Genomic DNA, 13,804 nt, shown 5'->3' on the forward strand with positions numbered 1-13,804 from the left:
GACTCAAACCAAAAGAAGACGGAGCAGGCTCCGTCTTCTTCGTTTTTTTGTTCATTACACGAAAATCGTGCGGCTAATGATTACAAGCAGAATGAACAATACCAGAATCGTACCTGTGGAAGTCCAGAAACCTCCGCCATATCCTACACCTACACCGGACATGAGACAACCTCCTTTTAATTATTGTTAAGGTTTTGAAGTTACGGTATATACTATGGCACATCGGCCCTTGAAGATTAGACGCTAACCTAAGAGGCTGCAAATTAGGCGCTGGAACGTGATGGACGAATCATGTATAGTTAAAGATAGGCAGAACCATCACTTTGCTCGAGAGGAGATTTTTACTTGGAATACAAAGGTTTTATGGGCGGGTTTTATAAAATTACTGAATGGATTATGCGGATTTCCGGAAGCAACCTGCTGTGGCTGCTTTGTTCCTCGCCGTTTATGTTGGTACTGGGGATGAAGTTCTTGCTGTTGCTCCAGACGCCAGCGCCTCCCCCAGAGACACTGACCATTTGGATCATGGGCTTTTTGGCACCGTTTACACTGTTCCCCGCTACGTCCGCCTTGTTCTCTGTAACCCGCAAATGGGTGATGGGGGAGAGTGATCTTAGCATTATCAAGGTTTATTTCAAGGGCTACAAGGAAAATTACAAGCAAAGCATGATCGGCGGCATCTTCTATACCTTGCTCTTTGCCATTATGTATGTGGATTACCAGGTATACATGACGCAGATGGAAAATCTGCAAATCATCGGTATGATTATGTTGTTCTTCCTGCTTTTGCTGTCCTTGTCATTGTTTAATTTCTTTTCCCTTGTTGCGCACTACCATCTGGGGGCGCTGCAATTGATCAAGAACGCCATTCTGTTCACGATTCTTCGTCCATTCCGAACGCTCTCCACGTTGATTTGTGCCGGGGTGCTGGGCTTGCTGACCTTGCGCTACGGCTGGCTAATCTTCTTTGGATTTGGCAGCTTGACTGCGCTGGTTGCTTTCTACAATTTCTACATCGCTTATAACAAGATTCAGGAGAAAGTCGAAAGAATGCGCCAGGCCGAGGAAGATTCGAGCAACAGCAAAGTCGAGGAAGACGAGGATATGGCTCTGGATCTGCCAGCGGATGAGCAGAAAGAAAAAGATTGATGAATGGACCTATGTAGCTAAGTTTACATTTTTTTAACAAAGTCTTATAATAGGTTTACGTCCTGCGATGTACGTTTCGGTTCTATGTTGTTTTGAACCAATGACAATGTCTCGGGAGACCTAAATTGCCTCGTAGCTGAACTGCCCTATCCAAGTGATGTGGGGACTTCAAAAGCGTTGCTGCGGTCACCCACCTGCTAATGCAGGTTCGAGACAATGTAACCGGACGGCATAGGCGGGTCTTATCCAAGTTTCTCAAGCAGCGCCCTGTATTTCTTTGGCAGCCCCAAGGAAGGACAAGGCGCTTTTTGTTTATGCAAATCGTGAAGCGCTCCGCTTTTGTTTGTGTAATAACAATGGTAAACTAGTACTAGGAAAACGCATACCGTTATACTGATGCTTGAAGGATATGAAGGAGGAAGAATCGTTGTCACTGAAGAGAACGTTAGCTGGCATTTTTCGTAGCCAGGAGGGAACCAGCGACCGAGCGAAGCTGCCCGAATTGAAGACCAGGTATTATCAATTATCCCGCGAGAAGCTATGGGAGGAAGTCTCCTCTACATTGAAGAAAATTCCCGGCTACAAGGTACTGCATGAAGTTTCCTCGGTAGGGGAAATTACATTGGAGAAGCGGACCAGTCTGGGACGAGTTATGGATATTACGGTGTCCATTGTATCAACGGGACCGGTTCGCAGTGCAGTGGATATCTATTCTGCGACGCGTGGCTCGATGGGCGACCTGGGAGCCAATTACCGCAATATTCAGCAATTATTTGCGGTGCTGGACAAGAAGCTGGCCGCCTACAAGACATCCAACTAACGTTAGTAGCGCGAGCTCAAAAAGTCAGATTTTGAACGCAGCTTCTTATGACCGCAAAGCCTAAAAAAAGCGAGCAGGGAGAAGGATCTCCCACTCGCTTTTCACTTTCAGGCTGTTAACCAAGCAGTGCTTTGACGGCGGCAACCGGCTTGTCGTAATCCGGATGCTCGGTCATTTCCTTGAGCACTTCTACGTATTGAATCTTGTTGTCCTTGTCAATGACGAAGACGGCACGCATGTCTAGGGCAAATTCCTTGATCAGGACGCCATAAGCTTTGCCGAAGGCGTTATCTTTATAATCGGACAAGGTGATCACCCGGTCAACGCCGGCTGCTCCGCACCAGCGGGCTTGGGCGAATGGGAGGTCAGCGCTGACCGTCAGCACGACGACATCTTCTCCAAGAGCGGAGGCCTCCTGGTTGAAGCGGCGAGTCTGGGCATCGCAGACACCGGTATCCAGCGAAGGGACTACGCTGATCAGTTTGATCTTGCCACTATAATCCTGGAGGGTTGCTTCCTCCAGCAAGTTTTTATGCAGGTGGAATTCAGGTGCCGTGTCGCCAACCTTAAGCTCGGGACCAATCAGTGTAAGCGGATTGCCTTTGAATGTAGCTACATTTGTGCGTTCTTGCGACATGTACATATCCTCCTAATTTAATCAATTTATTTATTGGTTCAAAATTAATTATAATCGTTTTAAAAAGAAAATGTCCAATACAAGGAAAAAACGTGGGTAAAGGAAGGATAAAATGATTTTTCTGCGATATGAAAATTGGAGGAGCTACCTCCGGTATTATCCCGTAACCTGCTTGATTATGGCGGCGAATATTGCCATGTTTATCGTTTTATGGCTAAATGGAGGGTCGACTAACCCGGCAACATTGGTGAAGTTCGGAGCGATGGTTGATTTTGGCCCATTCGCTACAGAGCAGTGGCGGTTATTCACGGCCATGTTCCTGCATAACGGATTTAACCACTTGTTCTCCAACTCTTTTGCCATTCTGGTGTTTGCTCCGCCGCTGGAGAGGATGCTCGGTCACTGGCGGTACGCACTGCTCTATTTAGGCAGTGGCCTGGTGGGGAATGCAATCAGCATGGGGGTGTATCGGCTTAGTTCAGACCCTCATATCTCTGTGGGAGCCTCAGGAGCCGTCTATGGGGTCTATGGGGCGTTTCTATACATTGCCTTGTTCCAGCGTCAACTGATGGATACAAGCTCGCGCAAGACGTTGTATAGCCTGCTCATGGTAGGTGGAGTTTACTCTCTGCTCATTCCGCAAATTAACCTGGCTGCCCATCTGGGTGGCTTGGTGGGAGGATTTTTCATCTACGGCTTAATCATTCGCTTGTTAAAACGGCGTTGAACCCAGGGAATGTAAATGGTACATTAAATTTATAGTAATTCCAGCCCTAATTCCGAGGTTCGTAGCAAAAGCGAAATGGAGCGATCAGACTCGTGGAATTGAGACAACTGCAATACTTTGTGAAAGTGGCGAGGAAAGAGCATGTCACGCAAGCCGCCGAGGAGCTGCATGTTGCGCAATCGGCGGTGAGCCGGCAAATTCACCAGCTTGAGCAGGAGCTGGGAGTGAGCCTGTTTATGCAAAAGGGCAGAAATCTTCAGTTGACCGCTGTCGGACAGTTGTTCTGCGGCCGAGTAGAGTCGGTTCTGAAGGATTTGGAGCGGGCCGTTAACGAGGTGCACGAATTTCTGGATCCCGAGCGGGGAGAAATCCGGCTTGGCTTCCCCAACAGTCTTGGCATTCATATGATTCCCAGTGTGGTGGCAGAGTTCCGCAAGCTGTATCCAAATGTAAAATTTCGCTTCAAGCAGGGTACTTATCCGACTCTGATTCGGGATACCGTTGCCGGAGAGATCGATTTGGCTTTTATTTCCCCGTTCCCGGAAAATCATGATCAGGTTACGGGGAACGTGATGCTGACTGAGGATCTGGTGGCGATCCTGCCGCCGGGACATCCTTTGGCCGAAGAGCAGGGCATTAAGCTTAGTCAGTTGAAGGATGAGAAATTTATTTTGTTCAGTAAGGGATATTCCCTGCGCCCCATTGTTTGGCAGGCTTGTCTTGAGGCTGGCTTTACGCCCAAGATTGCCTTTGAAGGAGAGGAGACGGACACGATCCGTGGCCTGGTAGCTGCGGGAATGGGGGTTAGTCTTCTTCCGGAAATGGCTTTGTTTCAGAGCTTTACCTTGCAGCCGGTTCGTGTGCGCGTGTATGAACCAAAGGTAACCCGGACGATTGGTCTGATTCACCGCTCGGACGAGAAGCTGCCGTTAGTGGCCCAGTCATTTCGAGTGTTCCTGCTGGAGTATTTTGGTCTTCAGGTAGACACACCGCCGCATTAGAGCAAGAGTATTTTTTGTAAAGGCTATCTTACCTTTGATGATGCATTCCAAGAGCGAACGAAAAAAAGCTGCCAGGTCCTCGAATTCAAGAGCCTGGCAGCTTTGATATTTATTTGGCCTTTAACTTGGATTAATCGCGATTGCCTGCAAAAATCAGGATATAGCGAAGCAATTCCAGGAGTGAGATCAGCGCAGCCGCTACATAAGTCAAAGCAGCTGCATTAAGCACTTTGCCTACTCCGCGAGATTCATCATGAGTGACGAAGCCTTGAGACACCATAATTTTACGAGCTCTGCTGCTGGCGTTAAATTCCACCGGCAAGGTAACCAGCTGGAACAAGACAGCGGCTGAGAAGAAGATGATGCCTAGTCCAATCAGGTTGAAGGCATTAAATATAAAGCCGGCAATCAACAGTAAAGGAGCTATGCCGGAAGCGAAATTAACAACCGGGAACATCCGGTGGCGCATGACCAGCATCGGGTATTTCTCCTTATGCTGGATGGCATGACCCACCTCATGGCAGGCTACGGCTACAGCCGAGATGGAGCTTTCATAATAAACCGGCTCCGATAAACGGACGACGCGATGAATCGGGTCGTAGTGGTCGGATAGTGTACCGCGTACCGGTTCAATCGGCACATCGTAGAGGCCGTGGGCATCCAGCATCCGCCGTGCAGCATCATGACCGGTTAGGCCGTACATATTTTGTACTTTGGCCCATTTGTTGAAAGTACCCTTGACCCGGAACTGGGCCCACAAAGAAAGCCCGAAGGCAAGCAAAATCGGGATTAGCATGACATCTGAATACATCAATCATTCCTCCAATTTCTTTAATTAATTATGTCCTGCCTCATAATGAACGACAACGACCTAGCTATATGCCAGTTTTAAGCTAGTCTATGAGAGAGGACTATTGTTCATGAGCACGCGGATGGCTTCCATACAGGCGAGACTCTTGGGCAGCAAGTGAGCAAAAGCCCGTTGCGCCTGATTAGGCTGCATATTGGAAATAAGCGGCTCTAACTCCTTCACTTCCCGTTCAAGCTGCTGCATGTGGAGCTCCAGCGAGCTTAATCTCTCAGAGACTTGTTCCTCCGGCGTTACTCGTCTCCACAGGTCCAACTTCTCGCGGATTTCATCCAACGTATATTTCTCTTGTTTCCATTGATTAATACGTTTCAGCCGGTTTAAGGTTTCAGCGCTGTACAGGCGGTAGTTCTTCTGGGTCCTTTTTTCGGGAGAAACAAGCCCAAGCTTTGTATAGTAGTCTATCGTACGTTCGCTTACGGCAGCGGCTTTGGCCAATTCTCCAATCCGGTACAGTTTAGTTACTCCAATGACATCACCTCTCCTGCCTGAAGTCCAATTACTTATTTTTATATGCTGTTCTTTTATGATACTGAACAATAAGTGTACAGTCAAACGTCACGCTTTATTTTTATTAGTAACTATAAATTGATTGTATATAGATATTACATACAATGTTACCATAAGTGCAAATAATCACTTTTTTTGAAAAAAAGTATTGTCATATCTATTATTTTAGCCTTATAATCACCTTAACAATTCATTTTGTGTTAGAAAACTTAACATTAGGGGAGTGTTAAAGGATGAAGAAAAAGTGGCTCTACGGTTTGGTGGTGTTTCTGGCAGCCTTCTCGTTTCCGGTATCTGCTTTTGCTGCTGAGGGCGAGGTCAGCAGCGCGGTGCTGGAACTGGGACTTAACTCTTTGTTCGTGTTCGTAGCAGCAATGCTGGTGTTCTTTATGCAAGCAGGTTTTGCTTTGCTGGAGGCAGGGACGGTTCGTATGAAGAATGCGGGTCATGTAGCTGGTAAAACAGTATTGACCTTGGGGATTTCCGTTCTTGCTTGGTGGCTGTTTGGATTCGGTTTCGCCTTTGGCGACGGCAACAGCTTCCTTGGTACAACGGGTTTCTTCTTCGGGGGAGAAGGCGATATTGGTTCGTTCAGCGTCTTTGCCGAAGTCGGGGTTCCGCTTAATCTGATGTTCCTGTTCCAAATGGCTTTTGCCGCCGTTTCACTGGCGATTGCCTGCGGCGGGATGGCTGAGCGGGCGAAGCTTAGCGTTTATATCGTATTTGGGACCATCTTCGTTGTCATCATTTATCCAATCGTAGCTCACTGGGTATGGGGCGGCGGATGGCTTGGCAACCTTGGCATGCAGGATTATGCCGGCTCTACAGTTGTTCACTTAACGGGCGCAACTGCGGCTCTGGCAGCAACGATTTTGCTCAAACCACGGCTTGGCAAATACAATAAGGATGGGAAGCCCAACAGTATTCCGGGTCATAACCAAGTGTTGACGGTACTGGGCGTTATTATCCTGTGGATCGGTTGGTTTGGCTTTAACCCAGGCAGTGCCTTGACACCGCTTGGTGATGGATTCTTCGGCTACGTGCTGATGACAACGAATCTGGCCGCTGCTGCCGGTGCGGTTGCCGCCTTGCTGATCTCTTGGATCGTCATGGGCAAATCCGATATTCCAAGTATGCTAAACGGGGTGCTGGCCGCTCTCGTAGCCATTACTGGCTCCTGCGCATTCGTTGAAGCCTGGGCTGCCGTTATCATCGGTGCGGTTGCAGGTATTATCACCTTCTTCACAGCAAGATGGTTTGAGCGTGCCGGTCTGGACGATCCGATCTATGCCTTCTCCGTCCACGGGATTGCCGGTGTATGGGGCGCGATTTCTACAGGCTTGTTCGCAGCACCTCACCTGGTAGAGACGACTGGAGTTGGTGCTCCAGGCTTGCTCTACGGCGGTGGCTTTGGACAATTGGGAGTGCAGTTGCTTGGGGTTATCGGAACCTTTGCTTTCGTACTTGTATTGTCCTTCCTGATCCTTGGCGGCATGAAGTGGCTGATGGGTCTGCGTGTAACGGAAGAAGAGGAAACCATGGGTCTGGATATCAGTGAACACGGCACCTATGGCTACCCTGAGCAAATGAATCTGTTGAATAAGAACGGTATCTCCGCTGATTAAGCACAGCTCAGGGCAGAGACCATTCTCGTCTCGGGCGCTCATCCGGGAATAAGAAAGGAAGTTGGGACATGAGTCACGATATGGCCATGAATAACGAGCGTTTGTCAGCGATCCGCTTGGCATCGTCTCCCGAATTGCTTAGGACGGCCAGGATCGATGAGCAGAACCGCCTGTATGCCAAGCTGACTACCACGCCCATCCGGGCATGGAATATGGAAGCTTCGGAACTACATGATGCGGTCATGACCCAAGCATGTCAAATCGGTGAAGATGAAATGATGCAGGAGGGCTTCGGCCCTCCTCCTTCTCATTATGCATTTATTGCCTTGGGTAGTGCAGGACGGGCAGAGCCAACCTTGTGGAGCGACCAGGATAATGGCTTGATATATGGCGGGGATCAAACAGAGCAGGTCACCTCTTATTTTGAAAAATTTGGCACTAGGTTCTCAGCCATTTTGGAGCAGGTGGGATATCCGCTATGTTCAGGGAATGTCATGGTATCCAATCCGCTGTGGCGAGGCAACTTGCAGACTTGGGCGAGGCGATTCATGGGCTGGCGCGACATACTTGGTTGGGAGCAGGTCCGCTACTTGATGATCGCTTCCGACATGCGCCATATCTGCGGTGATGTAAGCTTGACTTCGGCTCTGCGGCGGACGCTTAAGGAGATTATGGAGCTGGATCAGGGCATACAGCGGGATATGAATACAGCGATTTTGCGCAATACCGTTCGGCATAAGGCTGCGTTGAATATTTTGGGGCAAGTAATCACAGAGCCTACCGGTGAGCATGCCGGAGATTTTGATGTGAAGTACGGGATGTATATTCCTATAGTAAACGCGGTACGTTATCTGGCTCTGCAATACGGCATCGATTCGTCCTCGACCTGGGAGCGAATCTCTCAGCTTTACCAGCTTGAAGCGGTACCGGCCCGGTGGATGGAATCCTGTCGCCGCGCCTTTGATACCGCGGTCAGGTTGAGATCGATGGTTCTGCCTGCCATCGAGGACGGCCTGCTGACAGGAACTCACTACCTGCCGCAGGAGATGCTGAAGCAGAAGGAGATTCGGCGGGAACTGCGGGAAGCGCTCAGTACCGTTAGATTGATGTACCGGACGCTTCAAAGGCAACACCGGTATGCGGAAAGGAAAGGGCTATGAAAGAACCGATGAAGGGAAATGGCGGATTTTGGGATGTCTTGAGGGGCGGAGGGATGTCGCCGAAAATTGCATCCATGCTGGGTGCTCCCAGCGCACAGCAAATCGCGTTCGTTCGGTCCTTGACCAAGGGGCAGCGACGTCCGGAGACACTCCATGTTCCATTGACCCAACTAAAAACAGCAGTCTTCGATTTGGAGACGACAGGGTTTCATTACCATTATGGTGATGAAATTTTGTCCTTTGGCGCAGTGAAGGTGGAAGGTGAAATGACTAGCGAAGAGACCTATTATTCATTGGTGAAGCCAGTCTGCTCAATCCCCGAACGTATCGTTGAGCTTACCGGCATTACGGCGGAAATGACCGAGTCTGCTCCTCCGCTGCTGCAAGCCTTGCGTGAGTTCATGGCCTTTGTTGATGACCGAGTGCTGGTGGCGCATGGAAGCGCGCATGACAAGGCCTTCCTGGATGTGGCTCTCTGGAAAACGACAAAAGCCCATCTGGGCCATCGTGTTCTGGATACAATGATGATTGCCCGCAAGCTGGAGCCTGATCGGAAGATTGCCGGCCTGGACGATTGGCTGGAGGTCTACGGTATCCCGATCACCCTGCGTCACCATGCCCTGGAGGATTCCAAAATGACGGCATCTTTATGGACGGCCCTGATTGCTCGTCTCACCGATTGCGGGGTCATTACGCTAGGTGATCTGTACACCTTCTTAAGCAAGACGTAAAACAAACAGAAAATCATACTCTTATCCATCATGGTCCATTTAAATATTACGTTCAGCAACATAAGCCGTCCGGTTTGCGGGCGGCTTATTGCTTGATTTCTGTCTGAATCTTTGGCCTGTTTGTAAAAAATCGTTTAAACAGGGTACAATAATAGCGTAAAGTGAGCCTGGCAGGAAAATACAACGGACATAAGAGGGACAACACTAATGAAGCGAAACCGATGGATTTGGGCCGCATTGCTCATATTGTTGGGCGTGGCGATCATGGACCGGGGGGTTCAGGAGGGCTGGTGGAACGGATTTGGCGAGAGAGATAGCTCAACAACGGAGGGCAAAGATAGCTCGCTGGCCGCTATGGCTGCTGCCGAAGGCACACCTAAGCCGGGAGCTGCGGTTCCTTCATTCAGCCTTTCTGGAATGGACGGAAATGAGTATAAGGTTGGAGGCAAACGGGATAAGGTGCTGCTCTTAAATTTCTGGGCATCCTGGTGTGGCCCTTGCAAAGACGAGGCTCCGGATCTGGTTGCGCTTGCCGGGAAATATAAGGATTCACTGGATATTTATGCGGTCAATGTGACGCAATACGATAATCTGGAGGATGCCGAGAAGTTTGTCAAAGATTATGGTCTTACCTTCCCGGTGCTGATGGACCGGGGAGAAGAGGTGTTTCAAGGTTTTGGAGGAAGAGCTTTTCCCACTAATGTTCTCGTAGATCGGGAAGGGATCATTAGAGATGTTATTCTTGGGACGCTGCCCTCGAAGGATCTAGAGGCAAAGCTCAAACAGATAATGGAATCTTGATTCAGAGAAACAGGGATGTCCCGCCGCGTTCATAGTTAGCGCCGGACATCCCTGTTATTTATATTAAGAGGTAGTTCAAAAAAGCCGTCTTCCCAAGACGAAGCAGTTCGAGGATTAGTGATTCATCAAGCCCCGCCCGGCGGAAGGGATTTCTTCATAATCGGCCCGTTTGGTCTGCCCTAGCAGGGCATAGCGGATACTGTCCACGAGGGCCTCCCAACTGGCCTCAATCACATTGCTCGATACGCCTACGGTATTCCATGAATTCTCGGTATTCTGAGATTCAATGAGAACCCGAACCTTGGAGGCGGTGGCGTCCTTATCGTCAAGCACGCGTACCTTGTAATCGGACAGATGCATATCCTTTAATCCAGGGTAATAAGTGATGAGAGCTTTGCGCAGTGCATTATCGAGTGCGTTAACCGGTCCGTTGCCCTCAGCGGCAGTGTAGATACTGTTGCCATCTATGTTCAGCTTGACGAAGGCCTCGGAAACGACCGGGCGGTCTGCTGTCTTCTCCACCAGCATCTTAAAAGATTCAAATACAAACAGCTCCTTCAATTCGCCGTTAGCTTGACGAAGCAGCAGTTCCAGAGAGGCATCGGCGCCTTCAAACTGGTAGCCCTGATGCTCCAGCTCCTTGATCTTGGAGATGACTTCGCGCGTGTTCTCGTTAGCTGGGTCAAAATGAATGCCCATGTCCTGCGCCTTGGAAAGCACATTGCTTTGCCCGGCCAGTTCGGAGACGAGCACCCGCTGGCGATTGCCCACCAACTCTGGTGCGATGTGTTCATACGTCCGCGAATCGCGCCGAATGGCAGAGACGTGAATACCGCCTTTGTGGGCAAAAGCCGCCGTGCCTACATAAGGCTGGTTGACCGGCATGTGGACATTGGCGATTTCGCTGATGTAACGTGCCGTATTGGTCAACTGCTTAAGCCCGTCTGGCTCAAGCACCTCATAGCCCAGCTTCAATTGCAGACTGGGGATGATGGAGCATAGGTTGGCATTGCCGCACCGCTCGCCGTAACCGTTCATGGTTCCCTGGATTTGACGGGCACCCGCCCGGACGGCGCTTATCGAATTCGCTACCGCGAGTTCGCAGTCATTATGCGTATGGATGCCCAGTTCCGAAGTGGTGACGATTCCGCCAAGCACGCTTACGATATCATGTACTTCATGCGGCAGGGTGCCTCCGTTCGTATCGCACATGACCAGCCAGTCGGCTCCGGCGGCCTCAGCCTTGCGCATCACGGCCAAGGCATATTCCGGATTATGCTTGTAGCCGTCGAAGAAGTGCTCGGCATCGAAGATGACCTCAAGCCCCTGATGCTTCAAATAAGCGATGGAATCGTATATCATGGCCAGGTTCTCTTCCAGTGTGGTTTGCAGTGCGGTATGCACATGGAAGTCCCATGATTTTCCGACTAAAGTCGCTGCTTGCACTCCGGCTTCCAGCATCCGGTTCAGGTTGGCATCATGCTCGGCCACGCTGTCTTTCCGGCGGGTACTGCCAAAGGCCGTGAGCTTGGCTTGCAAATTCAGTTCCTTGACCCGCTTGAAAAATTCTATATCTTTCCCGTTGCTGCCCGGAATTCCGCCTTCAATATAATGGACACCAAGCTGGTCCAGCTTCTTGGCGATCTTGAGCTTGTCGTTCGCCGACAGGCTGATTCCCTCGCCTTGAGTGCCGTCACGCAAGGTAGTATCGAAGATGGATAAAGCTTTTGACATGATCAAAGCGTCCCCCTTTGGTTGTTCTCAGCACTAAAGCATCGTTTTGTATAATTTCTTATTATAGCATCTGCCGCTTAAATGTCACACGCTTTTTGAAGCGCACGCAGGGTCAGGCTGTATATTGACCGGCGATGTTGAGAAAGGTATGCTGAAGAGAACAGCAACTTATCATAAATGAGGGGAAGCCATTGACAAATCCTGCGGATTATTACCCCGCTCGGGGGAGGGTCATTCTGCATGTCGATATGAATGCTTTCTATTGCTCGGTGCATGAAGCGGAAGAACCGGCAAAGTACCGGGACCGGCCCACTGCTGTTGCTGGCAGCGTAGAACTGCGCAAAGGCGTGATCGTAACCTCTTCTTATACCGCACGAAAAATGGGAGTAACTACCGGGATGACCGTTGCCCAAGGCTTGAAGCGTTGCCCCGGACTTATCATCATTCAGCCGGACTTCCATCTATACCGTAAATATTCCCGAGCTTTCATGGATATAGCCTATGAATATACGCCCAATCTGCAAGCTGTTTCCATTGATGAATGCTACCTGGACATCACGGGCTCCAAGCAATTTGGCACTCCTCCACAAATTGCTGGCCAAATCCAGCGACGCATACATGATGAACTGGGGTTGCCATGCTCGATCGGCATCGCCCCGAACAAGCTGCTGGCAAAGATGGCTTCTGATATGAAGAAGCCAAATGGCATTACCGTACTGCGTATCAGGGATGTGCCGGGATTGCTCTGGGATAAGCCGTGCCAGGATTTGTTCGGTATCGGGAGAAAGACGGCCGAAAAGTTGAAAAAAATGAAAATTTATACGATTGGCCATCTGGCTGCGGCGGACGAACGTAAACTGATCGAGCGGTTCGGGGTGGCGGGTTCCTGGATGAAGCGAGCGGCCAACGGATTGGATGATGCTCCGGTAAGCGATCAACGGGAGAAGAATAAATCGATTGGGCACACGACAACGCTGCCCGCTGATATCAGCAAGATGGAGGACGTGCAACGCGTCATGCTGAACCTGGCGGACCAGGTTGCCCGGCGGCTCAGAAGGCAGAAGCTGATGGCCCAAACGGTACAAATCACCATCCGTACTCCCGATATGAAGACGATTACCCGATCCCAAAGCCTGGAAACGGTAACCGAGCAAGCGGAGGATATCTACCGGGAAGCCTGCGAATTATATCGACGCCATTGGCGTGAGGACAAGCCCGTGCGTCTACTTGGAATTACTCTGCAAAATCTGGTTCCCAAAGAGGATTCCGCGCTGCAACTGGATCTATTTGACTACGAGCAGCAGCCGAAGAAGGAATCTCTCACTCGTACCATGGATATGTTAAGAGATAAGTTTGGCGAGCACGCGGTGTTGACGGCTGGCATGCTGACGGACGATCCGTCGGCCTTGATTCGGAATCATCGTCGACGGGGAACCTCGCTGCAAACGGACTTTCTTCATGAAGGCCGGGATAAAAATGAGCAGGGGCCGGATTGATCCAGTTTTGGAATTGGAATAATACGGAAAGCGCATTGAAATTGTAAACTATTTATATTATATTGGTCATGGTGATATACGCACCGGACTCGTACCGTTTATTCAGGAGGCAGATAAGAAATGGCAAAATATACTTGGGTTGAGAAAGATACCTGCATTGCTTGTGGTGCATGCGGCGCAACCGCGCCGGATATCTATGATTACGATGATGAAGGTTTGGCTGAAGTCATTTTCGGAGAAGACGGCAACCGTGGGGTGACCGATATTCCTGAAGATTTACATGATGACCTTCAAGATGCTTGTGATGGCTGCCCAACCGATTCCATCAAGATCGCAGATGCTCCATTTAACAAAGAAGGCTAAATCATAAGTTATGCCTGGATATAGAAGCCGCCCCTCACCTTGGTGTGAGGGGCGGCTTCTTTGCGATGAATCGACGATCCCTGAAGTTAGGTCGTAAGTAGCAAAATATGCAATTCCTAGCGATTTAGGTTAGCAATGCTCCTTGCCCTGCCGATATAATACCTAACGGAATTTATTTTACA

Annotated in this window: 15 protein-coding genes and 1 other RNA gene; 11 read left to right on the top strand and 5 right to left on the bottom strand. The window is 49.8% G+C overall.

The features are described from left to right. Positions 1-54 precede the first annotated feature (54 nt). Positions 55-162: a hypothetical protein gene (locus C557_RS24340; protein WP_018750481.1), complete on the bottom strand. Its 108-nt coding sequence runs from the start codon at positions 160-162 to the stop codon at positions 55-57. Between the two features lie 183 nt (positions 163-345). Between C557_RS24340 and C557_RS0103725 the strand changes: the two genes are divergently transcribed. The 3 genes from C557_RS0103725 to C557_RS0103730 all read left to right on the top strand — a co-directional run bounded on the left by C557_RS0103725 (position 346) and on the right by C557_RS0103730 (position 1,969). After that, on the top strand, positions 346-1,149 hold the full coding sequence (locus C557_RS0103725) for a YesL family protein (RefSeq protein ID WP_018750482.1): 804 nt from the start codon (positions 346-348) through the stop codon (positions 1,147-1,149). A gap of 56 nt (positions 1,150-1,205) precedes the next feature. Further along, positions 1,206-1,395, top strand: a non-coding RNA gene (gene ssrS / locus C557_RS24345) — 6S RNA. Positions 1,396-1,576: 181 nt separating this feature from the next. Beyond that, complete coding sequence (locus tag C557_RS0103730; protein WP_018750483.1) at positions 1,577-1,969, top strand: DUF1499 domain-containing protein; 393 nt, start codon at positions 1,577-1,579, stop codon at positions 1,967-1,969. A 115-nt stretch (positions 1,970-2,084) separates the two neighbouring features. On the opposite strand, the gene tpx is transcribed toward C557_RS0103730, so the two are convergent. Beyond that, positions 2,085-2,606: a thiol peroxidase gene (tpx, locus tag C557_RS0103735; protein WP_018750484.1), complete on the bottom strand. Its 522-nt coding sequence runs from the start codon at positions 2,604-2,606 to the stop codon at positions 2,085-2,087. Between the two features lie 112 nt (positions 2,607-2,718). Here tpx and C557_RS0103740 point away from each other — a divergent pair, with 112 nt between their 5' ends. Next, positions 2,719-3,333 carry a rhomboid family intramembrane serine protease gene (locus C557_RS0103740; RefSeq protein WP_018750485.1) on the top strand — a complete coding sequence of 205 codons (615 nt, stop codon included), beginning with the start codon at positions 2,719-2,721 and terminating at the stop codon, positions 3,331-3,333. 92 nt (positions 3,334-3,425) lie between these two features. Further along, positions 3,426-4,334, top strand: a complete 909-nt coding sequence (gltC, locus tag C557_RS0103745; RefSeq protein ID WP_018750486.1) for a glutamate biosynthesis transcriptional regulator GltC — start codon at positions 3,426-3,428, stop codon at positions 4,332-4,334. A gap of 130 nt (positions 4,335-4,464) precedes the next feature. Here the strand turns inward: gltC and C557_RS0103750 are convergent, their stop codons facing one another. Further along, complete coding sequence (locus C557_RS0103750; protein WP_018750487.1) at positions 4,465-5,145, bottom strand: zinc metallopeptidase; 681 nt, start codon at positions 5,143-5,145, stop codon at positions 4,465-4,467. Between the two features lie 87 nt (positions 5,146-5,232). Continuing rightward, positions 5,233-5,673: a MerR family transcriptional regulator gene (locus C557_RS0103755; protein WP_040676424.1), complete on the bottom strand. Its 441-nt coding sequence runs from the start codon at positions 5,671-5,673 to the stop codon at positions 5,233-5,235. Positions 5,674-5,945: 272 nt separating this feature from the next. Here C557_RS0103755 and C557_RS0103760 point away from each other — a divergent pair, with 272 nt between their 5' ends. From C557_RS0103760 to C557_RS0103775, 4 genes are all read left to right on the top strand, one after another. Further along, positions 5,946-7,337, top strand: coding sequence for an ammonium transporter (locus C557_RS0103760; protein WP_018750489.1), 1,392 nt, complete (start codon positions 5,946-5,948; stop codon positions 7,335-7,337). Positions 7,338-7,405: 68 nt separating this feature from the next. Beyond that, positions 7,406-8,497: a DUF294 nucleotidyltransferase-like domain-containing protein gene (locus C557_RS0103765; RefSeq protein WP_018750490.1), complete on the top strand. Its 1,092-nt coding sequence runs from the start codon at positions 7,406-7,408 to the stop codon at positions 8,495-8,497. Continuing rightward, entirely contained in the window at positions 8,494-9,228 is a 735-nt protein-coding gene (locus C557_RS0103770; RefSeq protein WP_018750491.1) for an exonuclease domain-containing protein, read from the top strand. The genes C557_RS0103765 and C557_RS0103770 overlap by 4 nt, the downstream gene beginning before the upstream one ends. 207 nt (positions 9,229-9,435) lie before the next feature. Further along, the gene (locus tag C557_RS0103775) at positions 9,436-10,029 is read left to right on the top strand and encodes a TlpA family protein disulfide reductase (RefSeq protein WP_018750492.1); all 594 of its coding nucleotides are present in this window, start codon (positions 9,436-9,438) and stop codon (positions 10,027-10,029) included. Positions 10,030-10,143: 114 nt separating this feature from the next. Here C557_RS0103775 and cimA read toward each other — a convergent pair whose 3' ends face one another. Beyond that, on the bottom strand, positions 10,144-11,763 hold the full coding sequence (gene cimA / locus C557_RS0103780; RefSeq protein ID WP_018750493.1) for a citramalate synthase: 1,620 nt from the start codon (positions 11,761-11,763) through the stop codon (positions 10,144-10,146). Between the two features lie 191 nt (positions 11,764-11,954). Between cimA and C557_RS0103785 the strand changes: the two genes are divergently transcribed. Together C557_RS0103785 and C557_RS0103790 are read left to right on the top strand one after the other, a co-directional pair. Next, positions 11,955-13,259 (top strand): DNA polymerase IV, encoded by a 1,305-nt coding sequence (locus tag C557_RS0103785; protein ID WP_018750494.1) that lies wholly within the window; start codon positions 11,955-11,957, stop codon positions 13,257-13,259. A gap of 120 nt (positions 13,260-13,379) precedes the next feature. Next, a complete protein-coding gene (locus C557_RS0103790; RefSeq protein ID WP_018750495.1) occupies positions 13,380-13,622 on the top strand; it encodes a ferredoxin in 243 nt (80 codons plus the stop codon). The last annotated feature ends 182 nt before the right edge of the window (positions 13,623-13,804 follow it).

The organism is Paenibacillus sanguinis 2301083 = DSM 16941, from assembly GCF_000374825.1.
In the GTDB taxonomy this organism is placed as follows: Bacteria; Bacillota; Bacilli; order Paenibacillales; family Paenibacillaceae; genus Fontibacillus; species Fontibacillus sanguinis.

Excerpts from the sequence above, each read along its gene's own strand:
- C557_RS24340 (WP_018750481.1), bottom strand. The coding sequence starts at position 162 with ATGTCCGGTGTAGGTGTAGGATATGGCGGAGGTTTCTGGACTTCCACA.
- tpx (WP_018750484.1), bottom strand. The coding sequence starts at position 2,606 with ATGTCGCAAGAACGCACAAATGTAGCTACATTCAAAGGCAATCCGCTT.
- C557_RS0103740 (WP_018750485.1), top strand. The coding sequence starts at position 2,719 with ATGATTTTTCTGCGATATGAAAATTGGAGGAGCTACCTCCGGTATTAT.
- C557_RS0103750 (WP_018750487.1), bottom strand. The coding sequence starts at position 5,145 with ATGTATTCAGATGTCATGCTAATCCCGATTTTGCTTGCCTTCGGGCTT.
- C557_RS0103760 (WP_018750489.1), top strand. The coding sequence starts at position 5,946 with ATGAAGAAAAAGTGGCTCTACGGTTTGGTGGTGTTTCTGGCAGCCTTC.
- C557_RS0103765 (WP_018750490.1), top strand. The coding sequence starts at position 7,406 with ATGAGTCACGATATGGCCATGAATAACGAGCGTTTGTCAGCGATCCGC.
- C557_RS0103770 (WP_018750491.1), top strand. The coding sequence starts at position 8,494 with ATGAAAGAACCGATGAAGGGAAATGGCGGATTTTGGGATGTCTTGAGG.
- C557_RS0103775 (WP_018750492.1), top strand. The coding sequence starts at position 9,436 with ATGAAGCGAAACCGATGGATTTGGGCCGCATTGCTCATATTGTTGGGC.
- cimA (WP_018750493.1), bottom strand. The coding sequence starts at position 11,763 with ATGTCAAAAGCTTTATCCATCTTCGATACTACCTTGCGTGACGGCACT.
- C557_RS0103790 (WP_018750495.1), top strand. The coding sequence starts at position 13,380 with ATGGCAAAATATACTTGGGTTGAGAAAGATACCTGCATTGCTTGTGGT.